This is a genomic window from Marivivens sp. ABH4_498 (genome assembly GCF_056160585.1).
Genome location: NZ_JBSWXL010000003.1, coordinates 178,310 through 204,097 on the forward strand (window position 1 = coordinate 178,310; position 25,788 = coordinate 204,097).

Here is a 25,788-nt window from a genome sequence, read left to right on the forward strand (position 1 = left end):
CACCACATCATTGAAGTATGGACTTTGCGTCAAACGACCTAACCGGAAAATTGTTAATCGCCATGCCGGGCATGAGTGATGACAGATTTGCTCAAGCTGTGATTTACGTCTGTGCCCATTCGGATGACGGGGCCATGGGGTTGGTCATCAACAAACCCGCAGATGAAATCAAATTCAGCGACTTGTTAGAACAGTTGGATATCCCGATTGGCGATGCCATGCGGGATATTCGTATCCATATCGGTGGCCCGGTCGAACATGGGCGCGGATTTGTATTGCACAGCGATGATTACGAATCTGACACGGGCACGATGGAAATCGGTCAGGGTAAATCCATGACCGCGACAGTCGATGTTCTGCGCGATCTGGCGGCGGGCGGCGGACCTTTGTCGTCGTTTGTGGCGCTGGGCTATTCTGGTTGGAGCCCGGGGCAATTGGAATTTGAACTGTCTGAAAACGCGTGGCTGACGTGCGATGCGCGCGATGACATCATTTTCGGGCGCGATCCGTCCGTGAAATGGCAGACCGCGCTGTCGGTGTTGGGAATTGATCCACTGACGTTATCTGCAGCCGCTGGGCATGCGTGATTATTCGGTCAGTGATTTGACCATGTCGTAAACGGCCTCTTGGTCCCAGTGTTCTTCGCCCGTCAAACGCGCGATTTCGCGGCCTTCGGGATCTAGGATAACCGTCACAGGCAGACCCATCACACGCATCGACCGCGCAAGGCGCATGTTATTGTCGATATGTTTGGGCAGGTTGCTCACACCGATTTCATCGAAAAAACGGTCGATGGCAGGGCGCGGGTTGCGGCCTGTGGCGATTGTGACGACTTCGAAATCGTCCCCGCCCATTTCTGATTGCAGCGCTGACAAAGACGGCATTTCGGTGCGGCACGGCACGCACCACGTCGCCCAGAAATTTACTAGAGTATATTTTCCACTATATTCAGCCAGCGTAATCTCTGTGCCGTCTTCGGTCACAAAGGGCACATCGCTGGGGGCATATGGTTCGGTGTGCCACACCAGTTTTGGCAGGTCTGCGGGGTTAAATCCGCCCATGTCACCTGATTCAGCGGCCGCACCGTTTGCAACAATGGCTAGGGCCGTATAAAGCAACGCAGACTTTAGTTTCCGCATGGGATCTCCGAATTATGACCAAATCTTCGAACGCGATGTGGGGCGGGCGTTTCGCCGCCGGACCGGATGCCATCATGGAGGCGATCAATGCCTCTATCGATTTTGACAAACGTATGGCCCGACAGGACATCGAAGGGTCCCGCGCCCATGCCGCAATGTTAGCTGCACAAGGCATCATTAGTGATAGCGACGCGAACGCCATTCGGGAAGGCCTGCTCACTGTATTGTCAGAAATCGAAGGTGGTTCGTTTCAATATTCAAAGGCGCTAGAGGACATCCACATGAACGTGGAGGCCCGCCTGAAAGAAATCATCGGCGAACCTGCGGGCCGTCTGCACACCGCGCGCAGCCGCAATGACCAAGTCGCCACCGATTTCCGCCTGTGGGTTCGTGATCAATGCGATGCCGTGGACGGCGCGCTGGAAACACTGATGCAGGCTCTATTGGGTCAGGCAGAGGCTGGCGCCGATTGGGTGATGCCTGGTTTCACCCACCTGCAAACCGCGCAGCCAGTGACTTGGGGCCACCACATGCTGGCCTATGTCGAAATGCTGAACCGCGACCGTTCGCGTTTTGCCGATGCGCGCAAACGCATGAACGAAAGCCCGCTGGGCGCGGCAGCGTTGGCAGGTACGGGTTTCAACATTGATCGTCACATGACCGCGGCGGAATTGGGCTTTGATCGTCCGACGTCGAACAGCCTTGATTCGACGGCTGATCGTGATTTCGCGCTGGAGTTCCTGTCGGCGGCGTCGATCTGCGCCATGCACCTGTCCCGTTTCGCCGAAGAATTGGTGATCTGGTCGTCCGCGCAATTCCGTTTTGTTGTGATGTCGGATCAGTGGTCCACGGGTTCGTCGATCATGCCGCAAAAGAAAAACCCTGACGCAGCTGAACTGATCCGCGCGAAAATCGGCCGGATCTTTGGCGCGAACGTCGCGCTGATGACCGTTATGAAGGGCCTGCCGCTGACCTATTCCAAGGACATGCAAGAAGACAAAGAACAGGTGTTCGACGCCGCCGATAACCTGATGCTGTCGCTGGCCGCGATGACGGGCATGGTGGAAACCATGATGCCGCAGCGTGACAACCTGCGCGGCGCGGCTGCGAATGGTTTTTCGACCGCGACCGATTTGGCTGACTGGCTGGTGCGCGAATTGGGCATGCCATTCCGCGATGCGCACCACGTGACGGGCGCTTTGGTGGCTATGGCAGAATCAAAAGGCTGCGATCTGCCTGATCTTTCGCTGGACGAAATGAAATCGGTCAACGAAGGTATCACCGAAGGCGTGTTCGACGTTCTAACCGTCGAAGCATCGGTCATGTCCCGTCAGTCCTATGGCGGCACGTCCCCGATCCGCGTCAAGGAACAGATCGCACGTTGGAAAGAAACGCTAAAGTGAAAACAATCGCCGCCCTATTGATGATTGCCACCCTTGCCAGCTGCGGCGCGGCAGGGGCGCCTATGCGTCCTGTTGCGAACATGGGCCTAACGATCGGATCGGGCGGCGTTTCCACGTCTTGCGCAGTGGGCGGAACCAACGGGACCGTCACGTTGTCGGTGGCGTGCTAATGACTGTGTTGCGTTTTATCTGGCTGGCTTTGGCCATTTGGGGAGCAATTCATCCCATGTCCTATTTCATGGGCTACATGGATGAAACGGGCACAGGCCTAAGCGGTCTGATCGACGCGTGGTACGTGAACGATTCGACCATTGGACTGACGTGGGATTTGACCATCGCGGCAATCACGCTGACCGTCTGGATTTTGGCCGAAACGCTAGTACGCAAAAATTGGGTGGCTTTGCTGGCGATCCCAGCGACATTTTGCATCGGCGTTAGCTGCGGTTTGCCGCTGTATCTGTTTTTCCGATCCTCGCCCGTGCGTTGATTAGGGGCTTACGGCCCCGACGGGATTTGGTATGACGCGCCAACACCGCGCGGAGGCCCCATGGATCATTTCATCTACAAAAATGGCGTTTTGCACGCCGAAGACGTTGCACTGACCGATATCGCACGCGAAGTCGGCACGCCGTTCTATGTTTATTCATCGGCTACCTTGCTGCGCCATTATCAGGTGTTTGATGAATCGCTGGCGGGCATGGATCACCTGATCTGTTTTGCGATGAAATCGCTGTCCAACGTGGCTGTCCTGAAAATGTTGGGCAAAGCGGGCGCTGGCATCGACGTGGTGTCCATCGGTGAATATCTGCGCGCCAAAGCGGCGGGCGTTGACGGATCCAAAATCGTATTTTCGGGCGTTGCGAAATCCAAAATGGAAATGCGCACCGCGCTAGAGGGCGGCATCCGCCAGTTCAACATCGAATCCGAACCAGAAATGGAGGCACTGTCCCAAGTCGCCGCCGAACTGGGTGTCGAGGCGCCGATCACCATCCGCGTGAACCCTGATGTAGACGCCAAAACCCATGCGAAAATCGCAACGGGCAAAAAAGAAAACAAATTCGGTATCCCGATCAGCCGCGCCCGCGAAGTGTACGCCCGCGCCGCCGAATTGCCGAACCTGAAAATCGTTGGCATCGACGTGCACATCGGCAGCCAGTTGACCGATCTGGAACCGTTCCGTCAGGCCTATCGCAAGGTGGCAGAACTGACCGAAACGCTGCGTGCGGATGGGCATACGATCACGCGTTTGGATTTGGGCGGCGGTCTGGGCATCCCCTACACCCGTTCGAACGAAGCGCCGCCGCTGCCCGTTGAACTGGGCCAAGTCATCCGCGAAGAGGTCGGCCATCTGGGCTGTGAAATCGAACTGGAACCGGGCCGTCTGATCGCAGGGAATGCGGGCCAATTGGTGTCCGAAGTCGTCTATGTCAAAGAAGGCGAAGACCGCAAATTCCTGATCTTGGATGCGGCGATGAACGACCTGACCCGCCCGTCCATGTATGACGCGCACCACGACATTGATCCCGTGATCGAAGCCGACGCAGGCGTTGAAAAAGAACCCTACGACGTTGTGGGCGGCATTTGCGAAACGGGCGATACCTTTGCCAAAGGCCGCGACCTGCCACCGTTGCAGGCAGGCGATCTGGTGTCGTTCCGGTCCGCGGGGGCCTATGGCGCGGTGATGGCCAGCGAATATAACTCGCGTCCGCTGATCCCCGAGGTACTGGTCGAAGGCGATAAATTTGCGGTTATCCGCCGACGCCCTACCTATGAAGAAATGATTTCCAAGGATATCGTTCCCGAGTGGGTCTGATCGCGCTAAGGTCAGCCCAACGGACATAAAAACCGGAGCAGGACGCTGACCAAAACGCCAGACAGCCTACCGCATTTGCGATTGCCGATCTTTGCAACGCGCATTGGCATGATTGCCGAGCGCGTGGTGCGCGGGTTTTGGCCTGTCTGGACGATCGGCTTTGCTCTGCTGGCGCCCGTTTTGCTGGGCGTTCTGCCCGATATCCCGCTGGAAATCGTTTGGGAGGGGCTGGTTCTGGGCCTGCTGGGCATCGCCTATTTTCTGTACCGCGGCTGGCGGCAGTTCAAATTCCCAACAGTGGTCGAGGCAATGGCCCGCGTTGACGCGCGGTTGCCAGGGCGGCCTATTTCGGCGCTGCACGACGCGCAAGCAATCGGGGCGGGCGATCCCGCGTCGATGGCCATTTGGGCGGCCCATATCGAACGGATGCGCGAACGCACCCGCGATGCAAAACCTATCGCCCCGAACCTAGGCGTTGCAACGGCTGACCCTTACGGCCTGCGGTATATTGCGCTGCTGGCGGTGACGGTCGGCGTGTTGTTCGGTAGCGCGTCGCGGGTCACGGCCCCTGCCATGGCGGGTCCGCAAACGGATACAATGACCGCATCGGGACCCAGCTGGGAAGGCTGGATTGAACCGCCCAGCTATACGGGCAAACCCTCGCTGTATCTGTCCGATCTGACGGGCCGCATCGAGGTACCCAAAGGATCGCGCGTCACGCTGCGGTTCTATGGTGATGTGGGCGATCTGACACTGGCCGAAACGGTTTCGGCCCGCACCGCAGATGTCGTGCCGCCCGCGTCTGACCAATCGCAAACCTTTGACATCATGCAAGACGGCGAAATTTCGATCCGTGGCGCAATGCCGCGCGCGTGGGATATTGCTGTGCGCCCCGATGCGATGCCCTTTGTGGAACTGACAGGGCCTGTGCAGGCAGATGCGATGGGCGTAATGACTCAGCCGTTTTACGCTAGCGACGATTATGGAATTACGGGCGGTCAGGTGGCGATTGCACTGGATTTAACAGGCGTTGACCGCCGCTATGGCCTGATGGTTGACCCTGATCCGATTGCGCCGCTGGTTGTTGATCTGCCCATCCCAATTTCCGGCAACCGCGCCGAATTTGACGAGGCTTTGATCGAAGATTTCAGCCAGCATATTCTGGCGAACATGCCCGTCACCATCGCGTTCGAAGTCACCGATGCAATGGGGCAGGTGGGTGCCGCTGAGCCCGAACAGATCGTTCTGCCGGGCCGCCGTTTTTTCCGCCCTGTGACCAAAGCTGTGATCGAACAGCGCCGCGATTTTATGTGGTCGAAATCGAACGCGCCGCGCGTGGCGTCGATGCTGCGGGCGATTGCCTATCGCCCCGAACAGGCGTTCCGTTCCCCGCAAATTGATCCGATTTTCCGCGGGATCATCGAAAAAATCGAACTGGCCGTGGCCGATGGATCGCTGGATGACGCAACGCAGGCCGACATCGCGCAGAACCTGTGGGACCTTGCCATCGAATTGGAAGACGGCGCTTTGGCTGACGCCCGCGAACGTCTGAACCGCGCCCAAGAACGTCTGGCCGAGGCAATGCGAAATGGTGCTTCGCCCGAAGAAATTCAGGAATTGATGCAAGAACTGCGCGATGCGACCGACGATTATATGGACCTGCTGGCCGAAGAAATGCCAGATGGCGACGGGTCGGATCAGCCTGACAACAGCCAGAATTCCAACGAAATCACGCAAGATGAAATCGATGCGTTGATGGACCGCATTCAGGAATTGATGAACGAAGGCCGCATGGCCGAAGCCGCCGAATTGATGGAACAGCTGAACCAGCTGCTGCAAAACCTACAGATGCAGCAATCGCAGTCTCAGAACGGCGAAGGTAGCCCAGGCCAGCAGTCGATGGAACAGTTGGGCGATACGCTGCGCGATCAGCAGGATCTGAACGACGACGCCTTTAACGACCTACAAGACCGCGCCTTTGGCGAAGACGGTGACGAAGGCGAAGAACAAGACGGTCAGGATTTGGCAGATCGCCAACGCGAATTGCGGGAATTGCTGGAACAACAGCGCCGTAACCTGCCCGTTCTACCCGATGGACAAGAGGACGCCGCGCGCCGTTCGTTAGAACAGGCCGAACGATCAATGGATCGCGCCGAACAAGCACTACGCGACGAAAACCTGCCCGAAGCCGTTGATCGACAGGCCGAAGCGATCGACGCGCTGCGCGATGGTATGCGCCAGTTGGGCGAAGCATTGGCCCAAAGCGAAAACCCCGACCCAGAGGCCGACGGCGATTCAACCGGTGCGCAGAGCGGGCAACGTCAGGCCAATATCGACCCGCTTGGCCGCCAGTCGGGCACCGAAGGGCCAGCAGGAACCGATCAGTCAATGATGCAAGAGGACGTTCAGCGTCGCGCGGGCGAGCTGATGGACGAAATTCGCCGCCGTGCGGGTGAATTGGACCGCGACGAACTAGAGCTGGATTACCTACGCAGGCTACTGGATCGGTTCTGATCAGCCATCGCTGGATTGGGACGACACGAACCCTTCGACGGCAGAATTCAGCGACACGCGCAGCCCATCAACCCACGTGCTATAGCTGTCCAACGGGGCCGCGACGGCAGGGACCATATCGCCTAAGGCTTCGCCGTAGATATAGGCAGCCGCTGCAATCCCTGCCGCAACGATTGTTCCCAGAAAACCAGTGCGGAAACCGCCGCGATTGTCCTGTTCCAGTTTATCACCGGCAGGAACAGTGCGGTCCGCCGCAGATCGCAGCGTCGAATTGATTTCTTCGATGTCGGGCAGCAAATCTTTGCGCGGGCCGTCGGCGGCGGGCTCTTCGCCTTTTAGTGTCGACAGGCGGCGTTGAACTTCTAATGCCTGCCGTTCTTCGGGGGCCAGCTCTGGCGTTTCGGATAGGTCATCCAGACCCAGATCGGGTTGGCTTTCTATTGGATCTGGTTCGTGGGTGCGGCGTGATGCAGCCAGATCGGCCTCTTCGCGCAGGATGCTGGCGATGGCTGGATCGATCGTGCGGGCGGGGCGCGTCGGGCGAATCCGTGCCGGCATAACGCCAATAGGTTCGTCATCCGCGTCGTCGTCTGAATCGTCGTCTTCGGAATAATCATGGAAATCGGCGGGGGCGACGTCGTCTTCTTCGTCATCCTCTTCTTCGATTTCGGGATCTTCGAATTCGTAATGTTCATCGCTGTCGTCTGCATCAATGGACAAAACGGATGCGATTACATCGTCTTCTTCCTCTGGCGCGGCATCAACCGTTTCTGGTTCGGGCTGAGGTTCGGGCGCTGGCTGTGGTTCGGGTTCCGGCGCGGGCGGCGCGGGTTGAATTTCAACGCCGCCGACGTCTTCGGCTGAATCATAGGGGTTTTCGAACCATGTATTGCCGCAGTTGGAACATTGTACATCACGTCCCGTTTCGGGGATGATGTCGTCAGGAACTTCGTATTGCGCGCCGCAATTTGGGCAAGTGAGCCGCATTAGCCATTCTCCAACGTCCAAGGAACGGACGAATATTCGGTGTCTTTCGAGTATTAACAATCACTTATTATTTGGGAAAGCGAAACAATGCCTCTCTCTTCCGAGGTGATTGAATTCTGACTGTGTTTTAGGCAGAACACAAACGGCATGGTGCATGAAAGGATTTTTCAGTGATCGAACTGGATCGGGTTGCGTATTCCTATGGTGGCGGGGAACTGTTTTCGGACGTTTCGCTCACTCTTGCGCCGGGGTCATTTCAGTTTCTGACGGGGCCGTCGGGGGCTGGTAAAACGACTTTGCTGAAATTGTGTTACGGCGAATTGGTGTCGACGGCGGGCTATGTGCGTCTGTTTGGCAAAAATACCCGTGAAATGGAACGCGATGATGTTGCGATGTCGCGCCGAAAGATCGGCGTTGTTCATCAGGACTGCCAGTTTCTGGATCACCTTTCGGTGGCGGAAAATATCGCTTTGCCACTGACTGTTTCGGGCCGCGCCCAAGAGGCTGGCGATTACCTAGAGGATTTGTTGCGCTGGGTCGGTTTGACCCATCAGGCATCCCAATTGCCACCGCAACTGTCGGGCGGTGAACGCCAGCGCGCAGCTTTGGCCCGCGCAGTTATCATTTCGCCTGATGTGATTATTGCGGATGAACCGACAGGCAACATCGATTGGGAAATGTCGCAGCGTTTGCTGCAGCTGTTGGTCGAGCTGAATAAAATGGGTAAAACCGTGTTGATTGCGACGCATGATCTGAATTTGATCCGCGCATCCAAATCGCAGGTGTCCACGCGGGTTCTGCGGCTTGCCAACCGCCGTCTGCATGTCGCGGGGGCAGAGCTATGAAGGTCGATTTGGGGCGATATATGTCGATGCTGGCGGGCGATCCGCTGGCGGACCGCGCTGTGCCGCCGACGGGATATACCGCAAACCTGACTGTGTTTACGGCGGGCGCGATGGCGTTTTTGGCGGTTTTTGCGCTGGCTTTGTCATTGGCAACGGGGCGGTTGGCGGATCGTTGGTCTGCGGAACTGGCGCGTACGTCAACGCTGCGTATTTCGGCGCCTGCAGATCAATTGGCCGCACAAGAGGCCGCAGCGGTCCGCGTTTTGGAAACGACCCCGGGTATCGCGTCGGCGCAACCGCTGACAACCGAAGAACAACAGGCATTGTTGGAACCGTGGTTCGGACCCGATCTGCCTGTTGATAGCCTGCCGATCCCCCGCCTGATCGAGATCGTAGAAGAAGGCGAAGGGTATGATCCCGCAGGGCTACGCGCCCGTTTACAAGCCGAAGTGCCCGGCGCGATTTTGGACGATCACACGCGTTGGCGCGAACCGCTGATCGCTGCGGCGAACCGGCTGCGTTTGCTGGCAACCGTGGCAATTTTGTTGATCGCTGCTGCGACCGGCGCGATGATTACACTAGCGGCACAAGCCGCGCTGGCGGCCAATGCCCAAGTCATCCGCGTGATGCGTCTGGTCGGTGCGCGTGATTTGTATATCGCAGGGGCCTTTGTGCGCCGCTTTACGCTGCGGTCGCTGACGGGTGCTGCGGCAGGCACAGTGGCGGGCATGTTGGCCGTTCTTTTGCTGCCAAAGACCGAAGTCGCGGGCGGATTTTTGACGGGGCTTGGATTCCAAGGTGCGGGATGGATCGCGCCATTGGTGATCCCGCCATTGGCTGCTATCGTGGCCTTTTTTGCAACCCGCGCGGCGGCGCTGCGTACACTTAGGGCCAATTCATGATTGTCATTCAATTTCTACGGTCGATGGTTTTCCATGTCGTTATCTACGTCGGCATGGTGATCGTCGCGATTGGGTTTTTGCCTTGGATGCTGATCGATAAACGCGGCGGGCACGCGGCGTGTCATGCGTGGTGCTATTTTGTGTTCTGGTGCGCGCGCTGGATAATTGGCCTGAAATGCGAAGTGCGCGGCACGCCCCCCACGGACGAGGTTTTGGTCGCTGCCAAACATCAGTCGTTTCTGGATATCATTATGATCTACGGCGCGATGCCGCGTGGTAAATTCATCATGAAAAAGGAAATCCTGTATACGCCCATCGTCGGGCAATACGGCATGCGGATCGGCTGTATCCCAGTGGACCGCGGCAAACGCGGCGTCGCTATCAAACAGATGGTCGCCGATGTCGCGGCAGGTCGGTCTGATCCGGGTCAGTTGATCATTTTCCCCCAAGGCACGCGTGTGCCTGTCGGTGAAAAACGCCCGTATAAAATCGGATCAGCGGTTTTGTATCGCGAATTGAATCAGGACTGCGTGCCTGTTGCTGTGAATGTGGGTGTTACATGGCCAAGCCACGGGTTGATCCGTCATAGCGGAACCGCTGTGGTCGAATTTTTGCCGCGCATCAAACCCGGTCTGACGACAGACGAATTCATGGAGCGTTTGGAAAACACCGTTGAAGCTGCCTCTGACAGATTGGCGGCAGAGGCGTTGGGGAAATGATCCGGTTGGTCCAGAATGCGCTGCATCCATATGCGGCCTATCTGGATGTGGATCGCCTGACCCAGCACGATGATCTGGGCGCGGTCGAATTGCCCGACGGGTACGACCGTCTGATCGCAACCCTGCCTGTCGATCACGAATATGATCTGTCAGACTGGACCGAAATGTCCCGATCTGGCGTGTTCAATCTGGCGGCGCGCGCGATGGATTGTCCGAATGCGCGGGTCGTTTCGGCATCGCAAATGGACCAATGGTTAAAGGCGCATTGGGATTATTATCGCGATTGCAATTCTGATAATCCGCCCGAAAAACCCGCCAATTTGCGCCATACCTTTGGGCAATCCATAGAAGACGGCACCGCCGCGTTTATCGGTGCGGGATTTGCGTCGTTACGCGGTATGCGCGGCGGCATTGCCGAGGCAGGGTGGATTGCAGGCAACCGCGCTGAAATCAACGAAGCGATAGATTGGTGCCTGTCCCAAGCTGACCGCATCGGGGCGCGTGTGGTCCAATTCGATGCCGAAGATACCGATCCGTTTTTGTGGTCGGCATTGATGGCGCGCGGGAAACCCGCAGAAACCTACGTCACGTATCAAAAAACAATCTAGCGTTTCGCCGCAAAGAAATCGCGCAACAGGTCTTCGGCGGCTTTGGCGTCGATGCCGTCATAAACCTCGGGCGTGTGATGGCATTGTTTATGGGTGTAGATCCGTGGGCCTACTTCGACGCCGCCCGATTTTGGATCGGATGCGCCGTAATATAGCCGGTTGATGCGGGCGAATGAAATCACCGACGCACACATAGGGCAGGGTTCTAGCGTGACGTATAGGTCATGACCCACCAGCCGTTCGGACCCGATTTGGGCGCATGCATCCCGGATTGCCAAAACTTCGGCATGGGCGGTGGGATCGGACAATTCGCGCGTCCTGTTGCCTGCGCGCGCTATGATGTCGCCAGACGGGGACACGATCACCGCGCCAACGGGCACTTCGCCCCGTGCGGCGGCGGCGTGGGCCTCTTTCATGGCTTCGGACATGTAGCTGCGGAATTTCATACCGTCTTGTGCGATGGGGCGTCTTTTCGCGCAACCCTTATCCGCTACCGATTGCGCAAACCGCCCCGCTGGGATTAAAGGGGTATATGACCAATGATACCCCAACAGGCGATCGCATCGCCAAAGTCTTATCCCGCGCTGGCGTCGCATCGCGCCGCGAAGCGGAACGCATGATCACCGAAGGCCGTGTTAAAGTGAATGGCAAGGTGATTGATAGCCCTGCGCTGAATGTGACCCTAAAGGATCGCATTCAAGTGGATGGGAAATGGGTATCCGAACCTGAACCCGCGCGTTTGTGGCTGTATCACAAACCCGTTGGTCTGGTGACCACCACCCGCGACGAAAAAGGCCGCGAAACCGTTTTCGACCAACTGCCCGAAGATATGCCGCGCGTCATGAGCGTAGGCCGTCTGGATTTGAATTCCGAAGGGTTGCTGTTGTTGACCAATGACGGCGAATTGAAACGGAATTTGGAATTGCCATCAACGGGTTGGCTGCGCCGCTATCGCGTGCGCGTCAAAGGAAACGGTGAAAAAATCGATATCGAAGCTTTGCGCAAAGGCGTCACCGTCGACGGTATGAAATACGCCCCGATGGAGGTGATCTTTGATCGTCAGCAGGGCGCGAATGCGTGGTTCACGATCGCCCTGCGCGAAGGTAAAAACCGCGAAATCCGCCGCGCTATGGAACATGTCGGTGCAACCGTGAACCGCTTGCTGCGTCTGTCTTATGGTCCGTTCCAGTTGGGCAACCTAAAGGCCGGCGAAGTCGAAGAGGTCAAACGCCGCGTTCTGCGTGATCAGATGGGGTGGGATGCAGAGATGAAACCGCTGACCAAACCCAAACCGAAACCTGCGCGCCGTCGTAAACCTTCGGCCACGGGGAAAAACAGCTAAATCTATCCCCTTGCGTGATATCTGTGCCAACGTCATGGTGTTGGCATGGATTGGGGACATTGTTGGATTTGAAACGAGCATGGCTCGGTCAATCCGCGCATACGGATTCCAATTCATAAAGATCGACCTTGGCGCATTGTCATGCGGCTGTTGTGCTGCGCGCCTAGGGTCACACGGAATGAAAATGGAATTTTGAATGCCCAAAGCCTTTCGCAATATTGCTTTTGCGCTGTTGATGGTCCTGATGTTTGGTGTCGTCACCGGCACGATTGGGGGTCTGTGATGGCTAAACGGTTTGGCGGAAAATACAGCCCCGACGGCAACGCGAACAGCGGTGCAACAACCAACGTTACGGTTTCCGATGATCGCCGTGTCGATCCGGCTGGTGGTAAATCCAATGTGATGTTTGTGCCGCCTGTTGTGCTGGCGTTTACGTCAATTCGGCAAGAACCGACCACGATGATCACTGGCCTGATTTGCGCCGCCCTGCTGGGGCTGGGTGCATGGCTATTGCGCGAAGGATTGCGCGCCGAGTCCGCCTATAACGCACGGTCGATTGCCCGCCGTCCGGCGCTGCCGCGAAAAATTCTGGCAGCCATATTGGTGGGCGTTGGTATTGCTGGCGCAGCGCTGTCCAAAGATGCGGGTGTGATCGGTGCGATTATCTATGGCATTGCGGCGGGCGGTTTGCATATCGCCGCGTTCGGCATTGACCCTCTGCAGAATAAACGGCTGGAAGGGATCGATGATTTCCAACAGGATCGCGTTGCCCGCGTGGTGGACGAGGCTGAAACCTATCTGTCCGCAATGTCCGATCACATCGGAACGCTGAATGACCGCAAACTGGATATTCGCGTCGCGTCATTCCAATCGGCAGCCCGCCAAATGATCCGCACAGTCGAAGAAGACCCGCGCGATCTAACAGGCGCCCGTAAATATCTGGGCGTTTACCTGATGGGCGCGCGCGATGCTGCGGTGAAATTTGCCGATCTGTATAAACGGACCAAAGACGCGGATGCGCGGGTCAGTTTCGAACAATTGCTGACCGATCTGGAATCCAATTTCGCCGCCAAAACCAACAAAATGCTGAATGACGACCGCAGTGACATGGACATCGAAATCAAAGTCCTGCGCGACCGACTGAAACGAGAGGGCGTTAAGCCCGAGTGATGGAGAACACCATGTCCCAAGATGTACGCACCAAAGCAGAAGCGACATTGGCCGAAGTAGAAAAAGTAACCGCAGTCGTTCTGCAAGAGCCGGGCACAGACATCGTGCCGCTGGAAACCGCAGACGAACCGACCGGCGCAGAAATCGCCAAACGCATGGGCGAACTGGATATGACCGACACGAATTCGATCGTGCGTTTCGGGTCGTCCGCTCAGGCTGAATTGCAGGAAATTTCGCAGTCCATGCTGTCGGGCGTCCGCAACAAAGACGTTGGCCCTGCAGGCGATTCTTTGCGTGAAATCGTAACGACCATCCGCGGTTTTTCGGTGTCCGAACTGGACGTGCGCCGCGAACGGACGTTCTGGGAAAAACTGCTGGGCCGCGCTGCGCCAATGGCGAAATTCGCCGCGCGTTTTGAAACGGTTCAGGGCCAGATCGACAAAATCACCGAAGACCTGCTGCGTCACGAACATGTCCTGCTGAAAGACATCGAAAGCCTGGACGTATTGTACGATAAAACGCTGACCTTCTATGACGAACTGGCACTGTACATTGCCGCTGGCGAAGCCAAGCTGAAAGAGCTGGACGACACCACCATCCCAGCAAAAGAAGCCGAAGTCGCCGCCGCCCCAGAAGAAGACGGCGTGATGAAGGCGCAAGAACTGCGCGATTTGCGTGCCGCCCGTGACGATCTGGAACGCCGTGTTCACGATCTGAAACTGACCCGTCAGGTGACGATGCAGTCGCTGCCGTCGATCCGTTTGGTTCAGGAAAACGACAAATCGCTGGTCACCAAAATCAACTCGACCATGGTGAACACCGTTCCGCTGTGGGAAACCCAGCTGGCACAGGCCGTCACCATCCAGCGTTCCGCCGAAGCCGCCAAAGCCGTCCGCGAAGCGAACGACCTGACCAACGAACTGCTGACCGCGAACGCAGACAACCTGCGCCAAGCGAACAAAGCGATCCGCACCGAAATGGAACGCGGCGTGTTCGACATCAATGCCGTGAAACAGGCGAACGAAACGCTGATCGCGACGATCAACGAAAGCCTAGCCATCGCAGACGAAGGCAAACGCAAACGCGCCGAAGCCGAAAAAGAACTGCAAAACATGGAAGCCGAACTCAAGGCAACCCTTGCAAGTGCCAAAGCACGCGGCGATGCTGCTGGCTATAACGTGGGCACTGCAACAGGCGAATAAATGATAAATGGGTGGCGGTCGTTTTTGATGGGTATAGCTGCGGTGTCTTTGACCGCATGCGACCTGTTTCCGGCCGCCCCCGTTGACATGCCTGCGCCCGAACCTCGTCCGGCTGAATTGGTGCCACCACAGCCAGAGCCGGTCGAAGTGTCAGATTACAGCCGCATGTTGGAACAGCGCTATGCGCGGTTGCAGCAGGATCTGTTGATCCAAGGCCTGATGCGCACCAATGGCGGCGGGATCGAAGCCCCGTTCGATGCCGATGATCTGGCGCGCAACTTTGTCCAAATCGCTTTGTTTGATGAATACAGCGCCCAGTCGGGGCGTTTGCGCGCCGAGCAAACGGAATCGACCCTGCGCCGATGGGAACAGCCCGTGCGCATGTCGGTCAAATTTGGCGACACGGTCGGTGCGGATCGCCGCGTGACAGATACCAATTATATCCGTGCCTATGGCAATCGGTTGTCCCGCCTGACGGGGGTGCCGTTCACCTACACCGATGACAACGCGAATTTCCACGTTTTGGTCCTGAACCACGATGATTTGCGCGCATCGGAACCTTTGTTGCGGTCGATCATGCCTGGGGTCGAAAATACCTCGATCGACTACGCGGTGAACCTACCGCGGGATCAACTGTGTTTGGTGATTGGCACGTTTGGCCCTGATGGTGTGCGCTATCGCCGTGCGGTGGCGATCATCCGCGCCGAACATCCCGATCTGATGCGCCAATCCTGCGTTCACGAAGAATTGGCCCAAGGCATGGGGCTGGCCAACGACAGTCCGCGCGCCCGTCCGTCGATTTTCAACGACGACGAAGAATACGCCTACCTGACAACGCATGACGAATTGCTGTTGAAAACTTTGTACGATGATCGCTTATCGGTTGGCATGACCGCCGAACAGGCGACCCCAATAGTCCGCCAAATCGCAAATGAATTGCTGGGCGGATCAAGCTAATAACGAAGGAGCCATAGTTATGGGCATTCTGGATTTTCTGTCGGGTCAGTTTATCGACGTCATTCATTGGACGGACGATACCCGCGATACGATGGTCTGGCGTTTTGAACGCGAAGGCCACGAAATCAAATACGGTGCGAAACTAACCGTCCGCGAAGGCCAAGCCGCCGTATTCGTGCACGAAGGCCAGTTGGCCGACGTATTCGCGCCGGGTCTGTACATGTTGGAAACCAACAACATGCCGATCATGACGTCGCTGCAGCATTGGGACCACGGTTTCAAATCGCCGTTCAAATCGGAAATCTACTACGTCAACACGACCCGTTTTTCGAACCTGAAATGGGGCACGAAAAACCCGATCATGATCCGCGACCCTGAATTCGGCCCAACCCGCATTCGTGCGTTCGGCACCTATACGATCAAAGTATCTGATCCCGCGTTGTTCATGACCGAAATCGTCGGCACGGACGGCGAATTCACGATGGACGAAATCAGTTTCCAGATCCGCAACATCATCGTTCAGGAATTCAGCCGCGCGATTGCGGCCAGCGGAATTCCTGTTCTGGATATGGCGGCGAATACGGGCGATGTGGCAGCATTGGTGAACAAAGCCATCGCGCCGACCATCGCGGCCTATGGTCTGGAAATCCCTGAATTCTATATCGAAAACATCAGCCTACCCGAAGCCGTCGAAAAGGCGCTGGATGCGCGCACCAGCCGCGGCATCGCGGGCAATCTGGACGATCACATGAAATGGCGCGCAGCCGAAGCGATGGGCAATCCCGCATCGGGCGCAGGCCAAGCCATGGCGACCGGCATGGGCGCGGGCATGGGCATGGCGATGGGCAATATGATGACCGGCCCTTGGGGCGCTGTGCCGCAACAACAGCCGCAATACGCGCCTGCTGCGGCCCCTGTTGCGCCTCCGCCTCCGCCTGTTGAACATGTTTGGCACATTGCAGAAAACGGCGCGACCAAAGGCCCGTTTTCCAAGGCCGCGATGGGCCGCATGGCTGCTGCGGGCGAACTGTCGCGTGAAACCTTGGTCTGGACCCAAGGTCAGGACGGGTGGAAAGCCGCAGCCGATACCGAACTGGCGCAGCTGTTCACCGTGGCGCCGCCGCCTCCGCCGCCAGCTATGTAATCTATGAACGGGGCGGCCACGGTCGCCCCACCCATTTTCAGACCGACCGAATTTCCATGACCGTAGAAGACCACCGATTTCCTTGTGAACAATGCGGCGCTGATATGCGCTTTGACCCAGGTGCGGATCAGCTGATTTGCGATTTCTGCGGCCACACCGAAGCCCTGCACCACGACACCCCCGCCGTGGTCGAAGCGGTCCGCGAACTGGATTTCCTTGCAGCCGTGAAAAACGAACTGCCGCAGGCGGATATGGAAACCACCCGCGTCACCCGCTGTGACAATTGCGGCGCAGAGGTCGAATTCGACGGCGTCACCCATGCGGACGAATGCCCATTCTGTGCCACCCCGATTGTCACCGACACAGGCACCCATCGGCACATCAAACCCAAAGGTTTGCTACCGTTTTCTATTGATGAAAAGTCGGCCAAGGATTCGATGAACAACTGGCTGGGCCGCCTATGGTTCGCGCCGAACGGGTTGCAGGAATACGCGCGCAAGGGCCGCAAAATGAACGGCATTTACGTGCCGTTCTGGACCTATGACGCAGACACCAAATCTGCCTATGTGGGCGAACGCGGCGATTATTATTACGAAACGCGCACCGTCGTGCGGAACGGAAAACGCGAAACGCAGCAGGTCCGCAAAACCCGTTGGCGGCGCAAAACGGGCCGTGTGGCACGGTTCTTTGACGATATTCTGGTGCTTGCGTCCAATTCGCTGCCGAAAAAATATACCGACAATTTGCAGCCGTGGAACCTGTCGGAACTGAAACCATACAGCCCTGATTTTCTGGCGGGTTTCCGCGCCGAAGGGTATCAAGTGCAGCTGGACAAAGGGTTCGATGAGGCGCGCGATTATATGGACCGCATGATCTTGCGCGACGTGCGGTTTGACATCGGCGGCGATACGCAGCGGGTGCACAATGTGGATACCAAAGTCAGCGATGTGACGTTCAAACACATCCTGCTGCCTGTCTGGTTGGCCGCCTATAAATATCGCGGCAAAACGTACCGTTTCGTTGTGAATGGCCAAACGGGCAAAGTGCAGGGCGAACGCCCGTATTCGGCGTGGAAAATCGCCTTTGCGGTTGTTTTGGGGCTGATTGTGGCCGCTGCGATCGGATATGTTGCTGCGCAAAGCCAGTGATGGGTTGACTGCGGGGCATTTTCGCGGCACCCAACTGCGCAACGTTATCGCTAACAATTGAGGCCCGAAATGATCCTGTGCTGTGGTGAAGCCCTAATCGACATGCTGCCGCGTACCTCTACCGAAGGCGAGGCATGTTACGCCCCCTACGCGGGCGGTGCGGTGTTCAACACGGCGATTGCGCTGGGTCGTTTGGGCGCGAATGTCGGCTTTTTCTCGGGCATTGCGGACGACATGATGGGCGAAGTTCTGATGAACAGCCTAAAAGAAAGCCAAGTCGACACGTCGCTGGTGAACCTATCGGACCGTCCATCCACCGTGGCGTTCGTCAAATTGGTCGATGGCCACGCGACCTATGCGTTCTACGACGAAGGCACCGCAGGCCGTATGCTGTCGCTGGATGATCTACCTGCAAACGTTGACGCGGATGCGATGTTCTTTGGCGGGATTTCACTGCCTGTTGAACCATGCGGTTCCACGTACGAAGCGTTGATGATGCGCGAATCCGCGACTCGCGTCACCATGATTGACCCGAATATCCGCCCGTCGTTCATCAAAGACGAATCCGCCTACCGCGCGCGGATTGACCGCATGATGGCCGCTGCGGATATCGTGAAACTATCTGACGAAGATCTGGCATGGCTGGTCGGCGAAGGCGACATCGTCACCGCAGCCCGCAAAATCATCGGTATGGGCGCAAAACTGGTCTGCATCACCGAAGGCGCAAAAGGCGCGCACGGCATCACCGCAGATCAGCACGTGTTTGTTGATGCAACGCGGGTCGAGGTTGTCGATACCGTCGGCGCAGGCGACACGTTCAACGCGGGCGTTCTGGCGTCGCTACAGGATGCTGGCCTGCTGACCAAAGACGCCGTTGCCAACCTGACCGAAACGCAAATCGCCAGCGCTTTGTCGTTGGGCACCCGTTCGGCGGCGGTGACCGTCAGCCGCGCAGGCGCAAACCCACCTTGGGCCAAAGAGCTATGAGAGCGTTAATTCAACGCGTGTCCGAAGCCGCCGTTCGCGTGGACGGCGAAGTCATCGGGCAGATCGGGCAGGGCATGCTGGTTCTGGTCTGTGCGATGGATGGCGACACCGATGACAAGGCGGCAAAACTGGCCGCCAAACTGTCCAAAGTCCGAATCTTTGCCGACGAAGACGGCCGCATGAACAAGTCGCTGATGGACATCGGCGGTAGCGCTTTGGTTGTCAGCCAGTTCACTTTGGCCGCTGATACCTCCCGCGGAAACCGCCCCGGATTTTCATCCGCAGCCCGCCCGGACGAAGGCGAACGCCTGTACGAATTGTTCAAATCCGAGGTTCAAAATCTAAATATTCCAATGGCTAGCGGTAAATTTGGTGCCGACATGAAAGTGTCGCTGATCAACGATGGCCCCGTGACCATTTGGATGGACGTGTAACGCGGGCTGCAAAAAAATCTTGCCAAACGCGAAAGCAGCCTGCTAACAACCGCCCCATGATGATCCTAGTGAACAAAACCATGAAGACCAAGATGACCACCGCTCTGGCGGGGGATGTTTTGGTATGGGCTACGATCTAAACCAAACCAACCCCGCCGGAACGGTCGGGGTTGCGCATCAAAATCACAGCATTCCCCGACGTTTCTGCCCGCAAAGCAAAGAGACCGACCATGAATGCCCCAGTTTCCCAATTTATCCCTGAACCGCCCGTCGTCGCCATCGTCGGCGCAACCGGTGTTGTTGGCCGCGAAGTGCTGCAGTGCCTAGAGGATCGCGGCACCCCCGTTGCGTCGATCCGTCTGCTCGCTTCGGCCCGTTCGGCAGGTCAGACCCTGTCGTTCAACGGCGCGCATCTACCCGTCGAAGAGGTTGCAGACCACCAGTTCGAAGGCGTGAACATTGTGTTTTTCTGCGCTGGCGCGACCGTGTCCCGCCGTTATGCCCCCGTTGCTGCAAAGGCGGGCGCGGTGGTTGTGGACAATTCGTCGGCGTTCCGTATGGACCCATCGGTGCCGCTGATCGTGCCCGAAGCGAACGGAAATCAGATCATCCCGCACGCGGGCATCATCGCGAACCCGAACTGCGTGGCCGCAATCGCGACCGTCGTTCTAGCCGCGCTACAGCGGTGCTGGTCGATTAGCCGTTTGAATCTGGTCACTTATCAATCCGCATCGGGCGGCGGTGCGGCGGCGATGGATGAACTGCGCGACGCGACCAATGCGAAACTGAACGGGCAAGACTACGCGCCAAACGCCATGCCGCATCCCTACGCGTTCAACCTGTTCAGCCACAATTCCGATGTGGACGGCGAAACGGGCTATAACGGAGAGGAACTGAAGGTGATCGAAGAAACACGCCGCATCCTGTCGCAGCCGAAACTACCCATTGGCGTGACTTGCGTGCGTGTGCCTGTGTTGCGTGCGCATTCGATCGCGCTGTCGGTGCGGTTCGATCATTTCGTGGACGTGGATCAAGTGCGTGCACGTCTGGAAAACGCGCCCGGTGTGCGTCTGGTTGACGACCGCGAGGCGAACCATTTCCCAATGCCGTCCGAAGCAACGGGCGAATATGACGTGCTGGTGGGCCGTATCCGCCGCGATCTGGGCGATCCAACGGGCCACACCATCGCGATGTTCATCTGCGGTGATCAGTTGCTAAAGGGCGCGGCGCTGAATGCGGTGCAAATCGCGGAAACCCTGCTGGCGCTAGGGGCCGCACAAGAGGCAGCCTAAGTCGCAGGATATCTGGCGGCCAGATCGGTCGCCAGCGCCATATCCCACGCATCCAGCGGCCCTGTCGCGCCTTGTCGGTGGCGCAGACGGAACGCGGATAGGCGGGTGTCTGCATCCGCTGCTGGATATCCAATCTGGGTCAGGGCCGTGTCAAAACGGGCCTGATCTGCGGCAATCGGGGCATGTGCCTGCGCGCGGATCGCCAAACCCTGCCGTGCCAAACGGGTCCAATCAAATCGCGCGCCGGGGTCGATTTTGCGGCCAGGCGCCATGTCGGAATGCCCGATCACCCGTTCGGGCGGTATCGACCAGCGATCCATGATTTCAGGCAGTAGCGTTTCCAGCGTGTCCATCAGTGGGGCGGAAAAGGGGGCGGTTCCGATGTTCGACATTTCGATCCCGATGGACCGCGAATTCACGTCCTTTACCGATCCCCAAGACCCTGCGCCCGCGTGCCACGCGCGCTGATCTTCGTCCACCAATTGGGTGACGGTGCCATTGGGTGCGATCAGATAATGGGCGGAAACTTCGCGTTCGGGGCTGCATAAAACGCGCTGCGCTGCATCGCAGTCGGCCATCGCGGTGTAGTGCAGCACGATGATATCAGGCACCGCGCCATCGCGGCGCGGCCCGAAATTAGGCGAAGGGAATTGAACGATCAGTTGCCCGAGGCCGCCGCGCGGGCCGCCTGAATGAACGGAGCAGGGTTCCAGTCGCATGCGAAACCGTCGCCGTCAGGGTCGATGCCTTTGGGGTCACGATCTGGGCCGCCACGCGATAGGAAATCGCGCTGCGCTTCGTCTGCGCTGGAATATTTGGCGCAGTTGCGTTCATAGCGGCCTTGGCCCGAATACATGAAACGGCTGTACCATTCCTGACCCAGACTGTTTGGCGCATTCAACGCGTAGGCAATGATGTTCGGGCCCGATGATCCGCGGGTTGGCAGATCGGTTGGCTGAACAACCTGATATTGCGATGCCAACGCGGCGCGGCGCTCTGCGTCGGATTCAATCGTTTCGCGCGACGCCACAGCGGCAAAGCTTTGTTCATCCGACAGGCCCGGGTGATTGTACAGCATTGGCGCAGCATTGGACGGCGATGCCTCTACGCCGCCTTCGCGGATGAAAATGGTCTGTCCGTCTGAACTGCTTTCTGGTGTGATGCCGCCGCTGTAGACAGGGGCGGGTGCCGCTGTCGACGTGGTGGTTGTCGGCGCAGCAGCAGGGGCCAAAGGCGCAGCGGACACAGGAACGCCCGTTAGCGCAGCTTCGCGTTGCGCGCGTTCCCATTCTGCATAATCAGAGAAACCGGGACCATTGCTGGCGGGCACATCATTGGCCCCACAAGCTGAAAGAACTGCAAAAGCTGCACTCACCAACAATAGACGTTTCACGCGGTCTCTCCGACACTTGGTTGTTTTGGAACCGTTACCACCACTTTTGCGGTTTTGCTACAAATCCTGCCGATTGTTCGACGGACTGCGCGATATTCAGCAAATCGGCTTCTTCCCACGGGCGCCCGATCAGCTGCAGGCCCAGCGGTAGACCGTTAGACGACATGCCTGTTGGAACAGCGATACCAGGCAGACCAGCCAGGTTCAGCGTAACGGTAAAGACGTCGTTTAGGTACATTTCTACTGGGTTGGCATCGGACACTTCGCCAATCCCGAACGCAGGGGTCGGGGTTGCTGGTGCCAAAATCGCGTCTACGCCGTCTGCAAACACATTTTCAAAGTCGCGTTTGATCAGCGTGCGGACCTTGCGGGCGCGGTTGTAATACGCGTCATAGAAACCAGCGGACAGAACGTAGGTGCCGACCATGATGCGGCGCTGCGTTTCTGGGCCGAAACCTGCGGCGCGGGTTTTTTCGTACATTTCGTTGATGCCGTCGCCAGCACCCAGCGCTGCACGTTCGCCAAAACGAACGCCGTCATAGCGGGCTAGGTTGGACGATGCTTCGGCGGATGCGATCACGTAATATGCTGGCAGCGCGTATTTGGAATGCGGCAGCGATACCTCGCGTACTTCGGCACCTGCGGCGCGCAGCATGTCGGCGCCTTCGTCCCAGAGTTTGGTGATTTCTTCGTTCAGGCCGTCCAGACGGTATTCACGTGGGATACCGATGACTTTGCCTTTGATGTCGCCTGTTAGGGCGGCTTCGAAATCGGGAACGGCCAGATCAGCGCTGGTCGAATCTTTCATGTCGTGACCTGCCATCGCCGACAGCATGATGGCGCTGTCGCGAACGGTTTTGGTCATTGGGCCCGCCTGATCCAGCGACGAAGCATAGGCGATGATGCCCCAACGCGAACAACGGCCATAGGTTGGTTTGATGCCAACGGTGCCGGTGAACGCGGCTGGCTGACGGATCGAACCGCCGGTGTCGGTGCCGGTTGCGCCCAGACATAGATCAGCCGCAACAGCCGCTGCCGATCCGCCCGAGGACCCACCCGGTGTCAGGTTGCGATCATCGACTTTCCACGGGTTCACCGAAGGGCCGTACACCGAAGATTCGTTCGACGAACCCATGGCGAATTCGTCCATGTTCAGTTTGCCCAGCATCACCGCGCCGTTGTCGAACAGTTTGGAGGTGACGGTCGATTCGTATTCTGGTTTGAAACCCTTGAGGATGCCAGAGGCCGCTTGGCTATCGACGCCTTTGGTGCAGAACAGATCCTTGATGCCCAGCGGGATACCGTTCAGGGCAGGGGCGTCGGCATAGCCGCGTGCGTCCGCAGCCGCAGCCTGTTCCAGCGCGATTTCTGGGGTTTTGTGAACGAACGCGTTCAGCGCGCCCGATGCATCAATCGCGTCGATGCAGGACTGGGTCAGTTCCACCGATGTTACGTCGCCTTTTTTTAGGGCGTCGCGTGCGTCGGCAATCGTCAGTTTGTTCAGATCGGTCATTATTCCACCACCTTCGGCACGGCAAAGAACCCTTCACGCGCGTCGGGCGCGTTTTTCAGAACGGCTTCTTGTTGGTTGCCATCGGTTACCACGTCTTCGCGGCGTTTCAGGCGCTGAGGCGTCACGGACGTCATTGGTTCGATGCCGTCTACGTCGACTTCCTCTAGCTGTTCGATAAAGCCAAGGATCGCGTTGAATTCATTTGCCAGTGCGGGCAGTGCGTCTTCTTCCACCTTGATGCGGGCCAAGCTGGCCACGCGGCGGGCGGTATCCGTGTCGATGGACATGGGCCTCTCCGATATATTGGGTCGGTCACGCGTTTACCGCCCCGCGCCCCGCCCTGCAAGGCTGGCCGGTAAAAACGGACCGATAATCGCTGTATTTTAGGGACGGTTGGCCGCGTTTGTTACGCAGCCAGACCTTTGTTACCCATAGCTAGGAATTTTTTGCGGCGGTTCGCGCGAATTTCGTCGCCCGATTGACCGTCCATTTCGCCCAGCATTTTTTCGATTTCTGCACCCACGGTGGAAATCGCGACCTGTGCGTCGCGATGTGCGCCGCCCAGTGGTTCAGGGATGATGCGGTCGATCACGCCCAGTTCGTTCAGGTTCTGCGCGGTCAGGCGCAGCGCTTCGGCGGCTTCGCGCATTTTTTCTGCGTCTTTCCATAGGATCGATGCGCAGCCTTCGGGCGAAATCACGGAATAAACCGAATGTTCCAGCATCGCGACACGGTTCGCGGTCGCAAAGGCAACAGCGCCGCCCGATCCACCTTCGCCGATGATAACGGACACCAGAGGGACCTTTAGCGACAGGCATTTTTCCGTCGAACGGGCAATCGCTTCGGATTGGCCGCGTTCTTCGGCGCCTTTGCCTGGGTATGCGCCTGGGGTGTCGACCAGCGTGATCACGGGCAGGCCGAAACGGTCAGCCAAATCCATCAGGCGGATGGCTTTGCGGTAACCTTCGGGGCGGGCCATGCCGAAATTGCGTTCGATACGGGTTTTGGTGTCGTTGCCTTTTTCGTGGCCGATCACAACAACGGCGCGGCCGTTGAAACGGGCCAGACCGCCCATGACGGCGTTATCTTCGGCAAAGTTACGGTCGCCGGCCAGCGGGGTGTAATCCGTGAACAGCGCCTCGATATAATCGCGGCAATGCGGACGGTCTGCGTGACGTGCAACCTGACATTTGCGCCAAGGTGTCAGCGATCCGTACATCTGTGTCAGCAGGTCTTGGGCCTTTTTGTCCAGGCCTTGTGCCTCTTTTTCGACGTCCATTTCTGGGTTCGAACGGGCCAGAGTGCGCAGCTCTTCTGCTTTGCCTTCAATCTCGGCGAGTGGTTTTTCGAATTCGAGGTAAATCGTCATGTCTCGCCTCTTTTGGGGCTATTGGTCTTTGCGGGATATAAGGCCGCAATGTGGGTGTTTGCAACTCGGCTATCAAAAAAGCTGACCTTGGGGCACAATTTCTTTGAAAATTGGGGTCGCGACAGGGCATGGTTTAGGCAGTTTTCAAATTTTGCACGTTGTCGGCTGCGGACCCAAGGGGGAAAATATGCGTCATTTGGTCAAACTGGTCTGTTTTTGTGTTGCAGCCGCACTGCCTGTTCATGCGCAAACGATCCAGTTTGGGGATGATGCCAGCCAGTGGTCGAATGACGGCGAATGCGATGATCCAAGGTTCCAAGGCGCCGGCATGACAACGACCCCGTTGCTAGATGACGATATCATGCATGACGCATCGGATTGCCGCGCGGCATTTGACGCAGGCACGATCACATTGCGCCGCGGGTCGACCAAAACCGATGGCAAGAAAGCGGTGGACCTTGTCATGGATAGCATCAATTTCGGCACGGATAGCGGTGAATGGGCCGCTGATGGTGAATGCGATGATCGCCGTTTCAGCGGGGTGGGGCGTTCGGTTTTGATGTCATGGGAATATCTGGGCACGGATGCGACCGATTGTGCTGCGGCCTATAATGCGGGTCTGGTTTATCTGTGGAATCCGGTCGATGCAGCCGCGGTAACCCAATGCAACATGATCGACTTTGGCGACGATTCAGGCGAGTTTCCAGATGATCTGGAATGCGACGATCCGCGCTTCGAAGGCCAAGGCGCATCGATGTTTTTGGGGATCGAAAATGCCTACGGTGACGCGACAGACTGTAAACGAATGTGCGATTACGGCATTGTTTTCCTGCGAGAATACCAATGATCGCTAAACCAAAGCTATATGTGATTTAAATCTTGTTTTTTTCACCCTGCTTTTAAACCC

At 57.5% G+C, this 25,788-nt stretch carries 28 protein-coding genes; 20 read left to right on the forward strand and 8 right to left on the reverse strand.

What is annotated here, in order from left to right; all coding sequences use genetic code 11:
* Positions 1 to 17: 17 nt before the first annotated feature.
* Complete coding sequence (locus ACXAGA_RS08195) at positions 18 to 587, forward strand: YqgE/AlgH family protein (RefSeq protein ID WP_475117000.1); 570 nt, start codon at positions 18 to 20, stop codon at positions 585 to 587.
* Here ACXAGA_RS08195 and ACXAGA_RS08200 read toward each other — a convergent pair whose 3' ends face one another.
* On the reverse strand, positions 588 to 1,139 hold the full coding sequence (locus tag ACXAGA_RS08200) for a TlpA disulfide reductase family protein (protein WP_475117001.1): 552 nt from the start codon (positions 1,137 to 1,139) through the stop codon (positions 588 to 590).
* A 14-nt stretch (positions 1,140 to 1,153) separates the two neighbouring features.
* Between ACXAGA_RS08200 and argH the strand changes: the two genes are divergently transcribed.
* The 5 genes from argH to ACXAGA_RS08225 all read left to right on the forward strand — a co-directional run bounded on the left by argH (position 1,154) and on the right by ACXAGA_RS08225 (position 6,869).
* Complete coding sequence (gene argH / locus ACXAGA_RS08205; protein WP_475117002.1) at positions 1,154 to 2,542, forward strand: argininosuccinate lyase; 1,389 nt, start codon at positions 1,154 to 1,156, stop codon at positions 2,540 to 2,542.
* Positions 2,539 to 2,712, forward strand: a complete 174-nt coding sequence (locus tag ACXAGA_RS08210) for a hypothetical protein (protein WP_475117003.1) — start codon at positions 2,539 to 2,541, stop codon at positions 2,710 to 2,712. Before argH ends, ACXAGA_RS08210 begins: the two co-directional genes overlap by 4 nt.
* Positions 2,712 to 3,029, forward strand: a complete 318-nt coding sequence (locus tag ACXAGA_RS08215; protein WP_475117004.1) for a DUF2834 domain-containing protein — start codon at positions 2,712 to 2,714, stop codon at positions 3,027 to 3,029. The genes ACXAGA_RS08210 and ACXAGA_RS08215 overlap by 1 nt, the downstream gene beginning before the upstream one ends.
* 60 nt (positions 3,030 to 3,089) lie before the next feature.
* Entirely contained in the window at positions 3,090 to 4,355 is a 1,266-nt protein-coding gene (gene lysA, locus ACXAGA_RS08220) for a diaminopimelate decarboxylase (protein ID WP_475117005.1), read from the forward strand.
* Positions 4,356 to 4,436: 81 nt separating this feature from the next.
* Positions 4,437 to 6,869, forward strand: coding sequence for a DUF4175 domain-containing protein (locus ACXAGA_RS08225; protein ID WP_475117006.1), 2,433 nt, complete (start codon positions 4,437 to 4,439; stop codon positions 6,867 to 6,869).
* Here ACXAGA_RS08225 and ACXAGA_RS08230 read toward each other — a convergent pair whose 3' ends face one another.
* Complete coding sequence (locus tag ACXAGA_RS08230) at positions 6,870 to 7,856, reverse strand: zinc-ribbon domain-containing protein (protein WP_475117007.1); 987 nt, start codon at positions 7,854 to 7,856, stop codon at positions 6,870 to 6,872.
* A gap of 170 nt (positions 7,857 to 8,026) precedes the next feature.
* Here ACXAGA_RS08230 and ACXAGA_RS08235 point away from each other — a divergent pair, with 170 nt between their 5' ends.
* From ACXAGA_RS08235 to ACXAGA_RS08250, 4 genes are read left to right on the forward strand one after another with little or no spacing between them, the layout of a single operon-like run.
* On the forward strand, positions 8,027 to 8,701 hold the full coding sequence (locus ACXAGA_RS08235) for a cell division ATP-binding protein FtsE (RefSeq protein ID WP_086449746.1): 675 nt from the start codon (positions 8,027 to 8,029) through the stop codon (positions 8,699 to 8,701).
* On the forward strand, positions 8,698 to 9,603 hold the full coding sequence (locus tag ACXAGA_RS08240; RefSeq protein ID WP_475117008.1) for a cell division protein FtsX: 906 nt from the start codon (positions 8,698 to 8,700) through the stop codon (positions 9,601 to 9,603). The genes ACXAGA_RS08235 and ACXAGA_RS08240 overlap by 4 nt, the downstream gene beginning before the upstream one ends.
* The gene (locus tag ACXAGA_RS08245) at positions 9,600 to 10,322 is read left to right on the forward strand and encodes a lysophospholipid acyltransferase family protein (protein ID WP_475117009.1); all 723 of its coding nucleotides are present in this window, start codon (positions 9,600 to 9,602) and stop codon (positions 10,320 to 10,322) included. Before ACXAGA_RS08240 ends, ACXAGA_RS08245 begins: the two co-directional genes overlap by 4 nt.
* On the forward strand, positions 10,319 to 10,930 hold the full coding sequence (locus ACXAGA_RS08250; RefSeq protein WP_475117010.1) for a hypothetical protein: 612 nt from the start codon (positions 10,319 to 10,321) through the stop codon (positions 10,928 to 10,930). Before ACXAGA_RS08245 ends, ACXAGA_RS08250 begins: the two co-directional genes overlap by 4 nt.
* Here the strand turns inward: ACXAGA_RS08250 and ACXAGA_RS08255 are convergent.
* Positions 10,927 to 11,376: a nucleoside deaminase gene (locus ACXAGA_RS08255; RefSeq protein ID WP_475117011.1), complete on the reverse strand. Its 450-nt coding sequence runs from the start codon at positions 11,374 to 11,376 to the stop codon at positions 10,927 to 10,929. The genes ACXAGA_RS08250 and ACXAGA_RS08255 overlap by 4 nt on opposite strands.
* A gap of 86 nt (positions 11,377 to 11,462) precedes the next feature.
* Here ACXAGA_RS08255 and ACXAGA_RS08260 point away from each other — a divergent pair, with 86 nt between their 5' ends.
* The 9 genes from ACXAGA_RS08260 to ACXAGA_RS08300 all read left to right on the forward strand — a co-directional run bounded on the left by ACXAGA_RS08260 (position 11,463) and on the right by ACXAGA_RS08300 (position 20,606).
* Positions 11,463 to 12,272: a pseudouridine synthase gene (locus ACXAGA_RS08260; protein WP_475117012.1), complete on the forward strand. Its 810-nt coding sequence runs from the start codon at positions 11,463 to 11,465 to the stop codon at positions 12,270 to 12,272.
* A gap of 282 nt (positions 12,273 to 12,554) precedes the next feature.
* The gene (locus ACXAGA_RS08265; protein WP_475117013.1) at positions 12,555 to 13,442 is read left to right on the forward strand and encodes a 5-bromo-4-chloroindolyl phosphate hydrolysis family protein; all 888 of its coding nucleotides are present in this window, start codon (positions 12,555 to 12,557) and stop codon (positions 13,440 to 13,442) included.
* A gap of 11 nt (positions 13,443 to 13,453) precedes the next feature.
* Positions 13,454 to 14,644 carry a toxic anion resistance protein gene (locus ACXAGA_RS08270; RefSeq protein WP_475117014.1) on the forward strand — a complete coding sequence of 397 codons (1,191 nt, stop codon included), beginning with the start codon at positions 13,454 to 13,456 and terminating at the stop codon, positions 14,642 to 14,644.
* 27 nt (positions 14,645 to 14,671) lie between these two features.
* Positions 14,672 to 15,601: a DUF2927 domain-containing protein gene (locus tag ACXAGA_RS08275; RefSeq protein WP_475117015.1), complete on the forward strand. Its 930-nt coding sequence runs from the start codon at positions 14,672 to 14,674 to the stop codon at positions 15,599 to 15,601.
* A gap of 19 nt (positions 15,602 to 15,620) precedes the next feature.
* The gene (locus tag ACXAGA_RS08280; RefSeq protein WP_475117016.1) at positions 15,621 to 16,745 is read left to right on the forward strand and encodes an SPFH domain-containing protein; all 1,125 of its coding nucleotides are present in this window, start codon (positions 15,621 to 15,623) and stop codon (positions 16,743 to 16,745) included.
* Between the two features lie 56 nt (positions 16,746 to 16,801).
* The gene (locus tag ACXAGA_RS08285; protein ID WP_475117355.1) at positions 16,802 to 17,893 is read left to right on the forward strand and encodes a TFIIB-type zinc ribbon-containing protein; all 1,092 of its coding nucleotides are present in this window, start codon (positions 16,802 to 16,804) and stop codon (positions 17,891 to 17,893) included.
* A gap of 69 nt (positions 17,894 to 17,962) precedes the next feature.
* Complete coding sequence (locus tag ACXAGA_RS08290; protein ID WP_475117017.1) at positions 17,963 to 18,880, forward strand: carbohydrate kinase family protein; 918 nt, start codon at positions 17,963 to 17,965, stop codon at positions 18,878 to 18,880.
* Complete coding sequence (gene dtd, locus ACXAGA_RS08295; RefSeq protein ID WP_475117018.1) at positions 18,877 to 19,314, forward strand: D-aminoacyl-tRNA deacylase; 438 nt, start codon at positions 18,877 to 18,879, stop codon at positions 19,312 to 19,314. The genes ACXAGA_RS08290 and dtd overlap by 4 nt, the downstream gene beginning before the upstream one ends.
* A 230-nt stretch (positions 19,315 to 19,544) precedes the next feature.
* Positions 19,545 to 20,606, forward strand: coding sequence for an aspartate-semialdehyde dehydrogenase (locus ACXAGA_RS08300; RefSeq protein WP_475117019.1), 1,062 nt, complete (start codon positions 19,545 to 19,547; stop codon positions 20,604 to 20,606).
* Here ACXAGA_RS08300 and ACXAGA_RS08305 read toward each other — a convergent pair.
* From ACXAGA_RS08305 to ACXAGA_RS08325, 5 genes are all read right to left on the reverse strand, one after another.
* A complete protein-coding gene (locus ACXAGA_RS08305) occupies positions 20,603 to 21,325 on the reverse strand; it encodes an N-acetylmuramoyl-L-alanine amidase (protein WP_475117020.1) in 723 nt (240 codons plus the stop codon). The two genes, ACXAGA_RS08300 and ACXAGA_RS08305, sit on opposite strands and share 4 nt — an antisense overlap.
* Positions 21,265 to 21,936: a hypothetical protein gene (locus tag ACXAGA_RS08310; RefSeq protein WP_475117021.1), complete on the reverse strand. Its 672-nt coding sequence runs from the start codon at positions 21,934 to 21,936 to the stop codon at positions 21,265 to 21,267. The genes ACXAGA_RS08305 and ACXAGA_RS08310 overlap by 61 nt, the downstream gene beginning before the upstream one ends.
* A 97-nt stretch (positions 21,937 to 22,033) precedes the next feature.
* Entirely contained in the window at positions 22,034 to 23,512 is a 1,479-nt protein-coding gene (gene gatA, locus ACXAGA_RS08315; protein ID WP_475117022.1) for an Asp-tRNA(Asn)/Glu-tRNA(Gln) amidotransferase subunit GatA, read from the reverse strand.
* Entirely contained in the window at positions 23,512 to 23,799 is a 288-nt protein-coding gene (gene gatC, locus ACXAGA_RS08320; RefSeq protein WP_475117023.1) for an Asp-tRNA(Asn)/Glu-tRNA(Gln) amidotransferase subunit GatC, read from the reverse strand. Before gatC ends, gatA begins: the two co-directional genes overlap by 1 nt.
* 119 nt (positions 23,800 to 23,918) lie before the next feature.
* Positions 23,919 to 24,881 carry an acetyl-CoA carboxylase carboxyltransferase subunit alpha gene (locus ACXAGA_RS08325; protein WP_475117024.1) on the reverse strand — a complete coding sequence of 321 codons (963 nt, stop codon included), beginning with the start codon at positions 24,879 to 24,881 and terminating at the stop codon, positions 23,919 to 23,921.
* Positions 24,882 to 25,068: 187 nt separating this feature from the next.
* Here ACXAGA_RS08325 and ACXAGA_RS08330 point away from each other — a divergent pair, with 187 nt between their 5' ends.
* Positions 25,069 to 25,728 carry a hypothetical protein gene (locus ACXAGA_RS08330; protein ID WP_475117025.1) on the forward strand — a complete coding sequence of 220 codons (660 nt, stop codon included), beginning with the start codon at positions 25,069 to 25,071 and terminating at the stop codon, positions 25,726 to 25,728.
* Positions 25,729 to 25,788: the final 60 nt, after the last annotated feature.

Excerpts from the sequence above, each read along its gene's own strand:
- ACXAGA_RS08230 (WP_475117007.1), bottom strand. The coding sequence starts at position 7,856 with ATGCGGCTCACTTGCCCAAATTGCGGCGCGCAATACGAAGTTCCTGAC.
- gatC (WP_475117023.1), bottom strand. The coding sequence starts at position 23,799 with ATGTCCATCGACACGGATACCGCCCGCCGCGTGGCCAGCTTGGCCCGC.
- ACXAGA_RS08300 (WP_475117019.1), top strand. The coding sequence starts at position 19,545 with ATGAATGCCCCAGTTTCCCAATTTATCCCTGAACCGCCCGTCGTCGCC.
- ACXAGA_RS08330 (WP_475117025.1), top strand. The coding sequence starts at position 25,069 with ATGCGTCATTTGGTCAAACTGGTCTGTTTTTGTGTTGCAGCCGCACTG.
- ACXAGA_RS08270 (WP_475117014.1), top strand. The coding sequence starts at position 13,454 with ATGTCCCAAGATGTACGCACCAAAGCAGAAGCGACATTGGCCGAAGTA.
- ACXAGA_RS08265 (WP_475117013.1), top strand. The coding sequence starts at position 12,555 with ATGGCTAAACGGTTTGGCGGAAAATACAGCCCCGACGGCAACGCGAAC.
- ACXAGA_RS08245 (WP_475117009.1), top strand. The coding sequence starts at position 9,600 with ATGATTGTCATTCAATTTCTACGGTCGATGGTTTTCCATGTCGTTATC.
- ACXAGA_RS08215 (WP_475117004.1), top strand. The coding sequence starts at position 2,712 with ATGACTGTGTTGCGTTTTATCTGGCTGGCTTTGGCCATTTGGGGAGCA.
- ACXAGA_RS08195 (WP_475117000.1), top strand. The coding sequence starts at position 18 with ATGGACTTTGCGTCAAACGACCTAACCGGAAAATTGTTAATCGCCATG.
- lysA (WP_475117005.1), top strand. The coding sequence starts at position 3,090 with ATGGATCATTTCATCTACAAAAATGGCGTTTTGCACGCCGAAGACGTT.
- ACXAGA_RS08240 (WP_475117008.1), top strand. The coding sequence starts at position 8,698 with ATGAAGGTCGATTTGGGGCGATATATGTCGATGCTGGCGGGCGATCCG.
- ACXAGA_RS08280 (WP_475117016.1), top strand. The coding sequence starts at position 15,621 with ATGGGCATTCTGGATTTTCTGTCGGGTCAGTTTATCGACGTCATTCAT.
- gatA (WP_475117022.1), bottom strand. The coding sequence starts at position 23,512 with ATGACCGATCTGAACAAACTGACGATTGCCGACGCACGCGACGCCCTA.
- dtd (WP_475117018.1), top strand. The coding sequence starts at position 18,877 with ATGAGAGCGTTAATTCAACGCGTGTCCGAAGCCGCCGTTCGCGTGGAC.
- ACXAGA_RS08285 (WP_475117355.1), top strand. The coding sequence starts at position 16,802 with ATGACCGTAGAAGACCACCGATTTCCTTGTGAACAATGCGGCGCTGAT.
- ACXAGA_RS08250 (WP_475117010.1), top strand. The coding sequence starts at position 10,319 with ATGATCCGGTTGGTCCAGAATGCGCTGCATCCATATGCGGCCTATCTG.
- ACXAGA_RS08255 (WP_475117011.1), bottom strand. The coding sequence starts at position 11,376 with ATGAAATTCCGCAGCTACATGTCCGAAGCCATGAAAGAGGCCCACGCC.
- ACXAGA_RS08290 (WP_475117017.1), top strand. The coding sequence starts at position 17,963 with ATGATCCTGTGCTGTGGTGAAGCCCTAATCGACATGCTGCCGCGTACC.
- argH (WP_475117002.1), top strand. The coding sequence starts at position 1,154 with ATGACCAAATCTTCGAACGCGATGTGGGGCGGGCGTTTCGCCGCCGGA.
- ACXAGA_RS08305 (WP_475117020.1), bottom strand. The coding sequence starts at position 21,325 with ATGCGACTGGAACCCTGCTCCGTTCATTCAGGCGGCCCGCGCGGCGGC.
- ACXAGA_RS08260 (WP_475117012.1), top strand. The coding sequence starts at position 11,463 with ATGACCAATGATACCCCAACAGGCGATCGCATCGCCAAAGTCTTATCC.
- ACXAGA_RS08325 (WP_475117024.1), bottom strand. The coding sequence starts at position 24,881 with ATGACGATTTACCTCGAATTCGAAAAACCACTCGCCGAGATTGAAGGC.
- ACXAGA_RS08200 (WP_475117001.1), bottom strand. The coding sequence starts at position 1,139 with ATGCGGAAACTAAAGTCTGCGTTGCTTTATACGGCCCTAGCCATTGTT.
- ACXAGA_RS08275 (WP_475117015.1), top strand. The coding sequence starts at position 14,672 with ATGGGTATAGCTGCGGTGTCTTTGACCGCATGCGACCTGTTTCCGGCC.